Origin of the sequence: Bradyrhizobium sp. IC3123 (assembly GCF_020193625.1) — a bacterium.
Lineage (GTDB): Bacteria > Pseudomonadota > Alphaproteobacteria > Rhizobiales > Xanthobacteraceae > Bradyrhizobium > Bradyrhizobium yuanmingense.
Genome location: NZ_JADYVF010000034.1, coordinates 1 through 4,755 on the forward strand (window position 1 = coordinate 1; position 4,755 = coordinate 4,755).

Annotated in this window: 5 protein-coding genes; 3 read left to right on the forward strand and 2 right to left on the reverse strand. The window is 63.3% G+C overall.

All coding sequences use genetic code 11. The features are described 5' to 3' along the window. Window positions 1-451: 451 nt before the first annotated feature. Window positions 452-823, reverse strand: a complete 372-nt coding sequence (locus I6F20_RS37400; protein ID WP_225131527.1) for an SPW repeat protein — start codon at window positions 821-823, stop codon at window positions 452-454. A 537-nt stretch (window positions 824-1,360) separates the two neighbouring features. On the opposite strand from I6F20_RS37400, the gene I6F20_RS37405 reads away from it, so the two are divergent. Together I6F20_RS37405 and ftsH are read left to right on the forward strand one after the other, a co-directional pair. Further along, window positions 1,361-1,642 (forward strand): hypothetical protein, encoded by a 282-nt coding sequence (locus I6F20_RS37405; protein WP_036002069.1) that lies wholly within the window; start codon window positions 1,361-1,363, stop codon window positions 1,640-1,642. 228 nt (window positions 1,643-1,870) lie between these two features. Next, complete coding sequence (gene ftsH, locus I6F20_RS37410; protein ID WP_036002065.1) at window positions 1,871-3,712, forward strand: ATP-dependent zinc metalloprotease FtsH; 1,842 nt, start codon at window positions 1,871-1,873, stop codon at window positions 3,710-3,712. A gap of 6 nt (window positions 3,713-3,718) precedes the next feature. Here the strand turns inward: ftsH and I6F20_RS37415 are convergent, their stop codons facing one another. Further along, the gene (locus tag I6F20_RS37415; protein ID WP_081494485.1) at window positions 3,719-3,952 is read right to left on the reverse strand and encodes a hypothetical protein; all 234 of its coding nucleotides are present in this window, start codon (window positions 3,950-3,952) and stop codon (window positions 3,719-3,721) included. 376 nt (window positions 3,953-4,328) lie between these two features. Here I6F20_RS37415 and I6F20_RS37420 point away from each other — a divergent pair. Beyond that, the coding region (locus I6F20_RS37420; protein ID WP_225131528.1) for a sigma-70 family RNA polymerase sigma factor at window positions 4,329-4,755 on the forward strand (427 nt) is incomplete at its 3' end.

The window sequence follows — 4,755 nt, forward strand, 5'->3', positions numbered from 1 at the left end:
TCGCGCTCGCTGGTTGGCTTGGTCTCTGTTTCAAGATGGGCTGGTACTGATGGGGCGGCTTACGCCCGGAGTAGACCACATCGGCCCCAGCCTGGAGGTTTTTCCGGATCGAAAAACGAGCTGGGACCGAGAGGTCTGCCGTCGGATGGCAAACGCAGCTTGGTCCCAAAAATCATGCCACGTGGCATTCAAATTTGGGAATCCGACGCAAACGGAATGCCCGATGAACCTAGCCCCGGAGCAAGGCCTTTCCATCGGCACTTTCGGAATTTGGCGCCGGGAGTAAGCCGTCCAGCAAGGCTAGCTCGAGCTACGGCACTTGCGGCTGACCCAAGGCCGACTGCGCTGAGTAGCTGCCGGCCCCAGGTCCGCACCGAATTTCGTCCGCGTCGGCTGGACAGGTTTTTCCGGTGACGGCGAAGCTATGCCACGAGCCAAACGATCCAGCTTCTCAGCTACCGGTGGTCAGCCGCGGCGGGTTGCGGGACATAATCCAGAGCTCGATCGCTGCCAAGATTGCGACCGCCGCGCCGATGATCACATGCACGGTCATCGCGGTGGTTCCCTGGAAGCCCAATATCCAGGGCGATACCAGTGCCCACAAGCCGACGACGAGGTTCAGCCATTCCTCCCACACCGCGAACGCCGCCAGCGCTGCGACCGCAAGGATCGCGATGGCGATACCGGTGATAACGGCGTTCTGAGAGACCGTCCCCGCATCGAAACCGAATATCCAGGGCGAAACGAACAGTACCGCGCCGAGGATCAGGTTCGCAACATCACAAAACTTTGCGTTCGTCCAATTCCCTTCCCAATTCTGCATGGCACCCTCCATTGGAGGTTTCGATGCCAAATCAACCGCGTAATCGCCGAGCCGGTTTCCATCGCGGCCCGCGGCATAATGGCAACGGAGAGGCGGACCCGCCGCGCCGGTGCTGTCCTAGGCTGTGTGCTCATTAAGCAGCTGACCGCCTGCGGTCCCAACCTTAACAGCGGCGGGAAAGCGGACGGCTCCGGAGGTCGCTGAAGGGTCAAAATGCGAAGAACTCAGGTTGAGCAAATCTGGACCGCTCTGCCGCGATAAGCAGACCTCTGTGAGACGCAGCGCAACTTCGCAGATGGACCAAAGGCTGAATTTACGGACTTAGTCACTATTGGCACGCGCCAGCAGGGACGTTCGAAGCCCTTCTTCGATTGACACGATCTGACTGTCCTCTCCACTTGGCCAATTGTCGGTTAGAGGCTTGAAGTCGTCGCCGCCCATCCTAAGTTCAGACGCTGCCGGCTGTGTCCGGCAAAACGAAACTCATGCAAAGGATTGAGAAGCCCGCTTGCGCGGGCATAAGTCGAGGGAAGTCACATGAGAAAGCTTGCTCTTGCAATCGCCGCGGCAGCAACGCTCCTCATCGGAACCGTTGCGCCGGCCTCGGCCCATTGGCGGGGCCATCATCATCATTGGGGCGGTCCAGGCATTGGTCCGGCCATCGCGCTCGGCCTGTTCACCGGAGCGCTGGCCGCCGCGGCCGCACCTCCGGTCTATTATGCGCCGGTCTATGGTCCGCCGCGATACTATTATGGCCCCCGCTATTACCGGACCGTCCGGTATTATCCGGCGGCATATCCTTACTGGTATCCCTGGTGAACTGATGCAAAGGCCCGGCCCGCAACCGGGCCTTATCGCTGTCCGGCATCTCGATCGCCTGCGTCCGGCGCTGCCGAGCCCGCGTTTGAGATGACTGGAACCGATGGCAGCAGGAGAAGTTCTGTCGCTAAGATGCACGTCCGGAGGCGCACCGGGCCCGAGCGAGCGCGCCAAAATGCGCCTCGACGTTAGCCCGGCCCGCGTAACACGATCGGATCTGGCCTCCCCATGAACAAGAATGCCCGTTTCAATATCGGATACGCGATCGCCGCAATTTTCGCGGTCTTCCTGATTCAGTATCTGATCTCGGCGGCGAACCAGATCGCGGTGATCCCCTACAGCGAATATCAGCAATTGCTGCGCCAGGGGAAAGTCGAGACGGTCGGCATCTCCGACCGCACCTTGCAGGGCACGCTGAAGGAGCCGCTGTCCGGCGGCCAGAAGCAATTCGTCACCACGCGCGTCGACCAGGACGTCGCCCAGGAGCTCGAGAAGCACAACGTCCGTTTCACCGGGCAGATCGAGAGCACGTTCCTGCGCGACCTGTTGTCGTGGGTCATGCCCGTGCTGCTGTTCTTTGGCGTCTGGTGGTACATCGGCCGCCGCATGGCCGAGGGCGGCGGGATCGGCGGCGGGCTGATGGCGATCGGCAAGAGCAAGGCCAAGGTCTACGTCGAATCCAACACCGGCGTCACGTTTGCCGACGTCGCCGGCGTGGACGAGGCCAAGGACGAGCTGCGCGAGGTTGTCGATTTCCTGAAGAACCCGACCGACTATGGCCGGCTCGGCGGCCGTATGCCGAAAGGCGTGCTGCTGGTGGGGCCGCCAGGCACGGGCAAGACCTTGCTGGCCAAGGCCGTGGCCGGCGAGGCCAGGGTGCCGTTCTTCTCGATCTCCGGCTCGGAGTTCGTCGAGATGTTCGTCGGCGTCGGCGCGGCGCGGGTGCGGGACCTGTTCCAGCAGGCGCGGGAAAAGGCGCCGGCCATCATCTTCATCGACGAGCTCGACGCACTGGGCCGCGCCCGCGGCATCGGCCCGTTCGCCGGCGGCCATGACGAGAAGGAGCAGACGCTCAACCAGCTGCTCGTCGAGCTCGACGGCTTCGATTCGCGCTCCGGGCTCGTCATCCTCGCCGCCACCAACCGGCCCGAGATCCTCGACCCTGCCCTGCTCCGCGCCGGCCGCTTTGACCGCCAGGTGCTGGTCGACCGTCCAGACAAGCGGGGCCGGATCGAGATCCTCAAGGTGCACATGAAGAAGGTGCGCCTGGCCGAGAATGTCGATGCAGACGCCGTTGCCGCGCTGACACCAGGCTTCACGGGCGCGGATCTCGCCAATCTCGTCAACGAGGCCGCGCTGCTGGCGACGCGCCGCACCGCCGAGGCGGTGACCATGAGCGATTTCAACAATGCGGTCGAGCGCATGATCGCAGGCCTGGAAAAGCGCAACCGCCTGCTCAACCCCAGGGAACGCGAGATCGTCGCCTATCACGAGATGGGGCACGCCCTCGTCGCGCTCTCACTGCCGGGGACCGATCCCGTGCACAAGGTCTCGATCATCCCGCGCGGCGTCGGCGCGCTCGGCTACACCATCCAGCGGCCGATCGAGGACCGTTTCCTGATGACCAAGGAGGAGCTGGAGAACAAGATGGCGGTGCTGCTCGGCGGCCGCGCCGCGGAGCTTATCGTGTTCGGGCACTTATCGACCGGTGCGGCGGACGACCTGCGCCGCGTCACCGATATCGCCCGCAGCATGGTGACGCGCTACGGCATGTCGGAGCGTCTCGGCAGCGTCGCCTATGAGCGCGATCCCGGCAACTTCCTGGCCGGCCCTGACCGCCCCTATCCGACGCGCGAGCGCGACTATGCCGAGGAGACCGCGGCCGCGGTCGACCACGAGGTGAAAACCATCGTCGACCAGGTGTTCCAGCGCACCCAGGGCATCCTGACCACGCGGCGGCCGATCCTGGACCGCGCCGCAAGGAAGCTGCTCGAGAAGGAGACGCTGGAGCAGAGCGACATCGATGCGCTGATCCGGGAAATGCCCAAGGAAGGGCTGCGGGCGATCTAGGGCCACTCACGCGGCGCGCTTGCCCCTGATCTCGGCGGGAAGCTCGATCATCCACGTGTCCGGCGGCGAACCGTTCGAGATGAGCGGCGCGGGCGCGCCGTCGCGCTTCGGCGCCTCGATCCCGATGCCGGGATCGGTGCTTCTGGCGTGCCATTCGATCAGGAGATGGCCGGCCACCAACATCAAGCCGGCGCAGAACAGCGCAAGAGCCGCGCTCACGAGATCACGATAGTCATCCATCCCACGAACCAAACATGCGTGCAGCCTCATCGGCGCCTGCGTGGACCAGATTGGAATGAAGGCTCCGCGTTTCAAGAGCCTGTCTGCAGCGGCAAAGGCATACGGCAATCGCAATTTCCGTCACGACCGTTCACGCTGGAACATTCCGGCCATTTCCAAATTCTAGTGGCGCCCACCGGCCTGAGGCGTCTGGGTGCCATGATCGGGCTCAGCGGATCAGGTTCGCGGTGGTCCAACCATCTTGCTCTAACGAGGATTTGGCCATGAAACCTGACTGCGCTCGAACCGCGCCGCTCTCGGCGCTTCACTCAGATTATCGCTTGGATCGGCAAGGCGCCCCTGATCGGGGCGAACGGTGCTCGTGAGGGAGGGCGCGATGTTGGTTGCCTCACTTCCTGCCCTTCACGGGGAAAGCGGGCTATCCCGCTATCTCAAGGAGATCCATCGTTTTCCGCTGCTCGAGGCATCGGAGGAAGCCGACTATGCGAGGCGATTGCGCGATAGCGGCGATCGTGACGCCGCCTATCGGCTGGTGACGAGCCATTTGCGGCTCGCGGCGAAGATCGCGCTGCAATATCGCCGCTATGGCCTCGCCATCGCCGACCTCATCTCGGAGGCCAATGTCGGGCTGATGCTGGCCGTCAAGCGGTTCGATCCCGAGAAAGGCTTCCGGCTTGCGACCTATGCCTCCTGGTGGATCAAGGCCTCGGTTCAGGAATACATCCTGCGATCATGGTCGCTCGTCAAGCTGGGCACCACTGCTGCGCAGAAGAAGCTGTTCTTCAACCTGCGCAAGCTGAAGA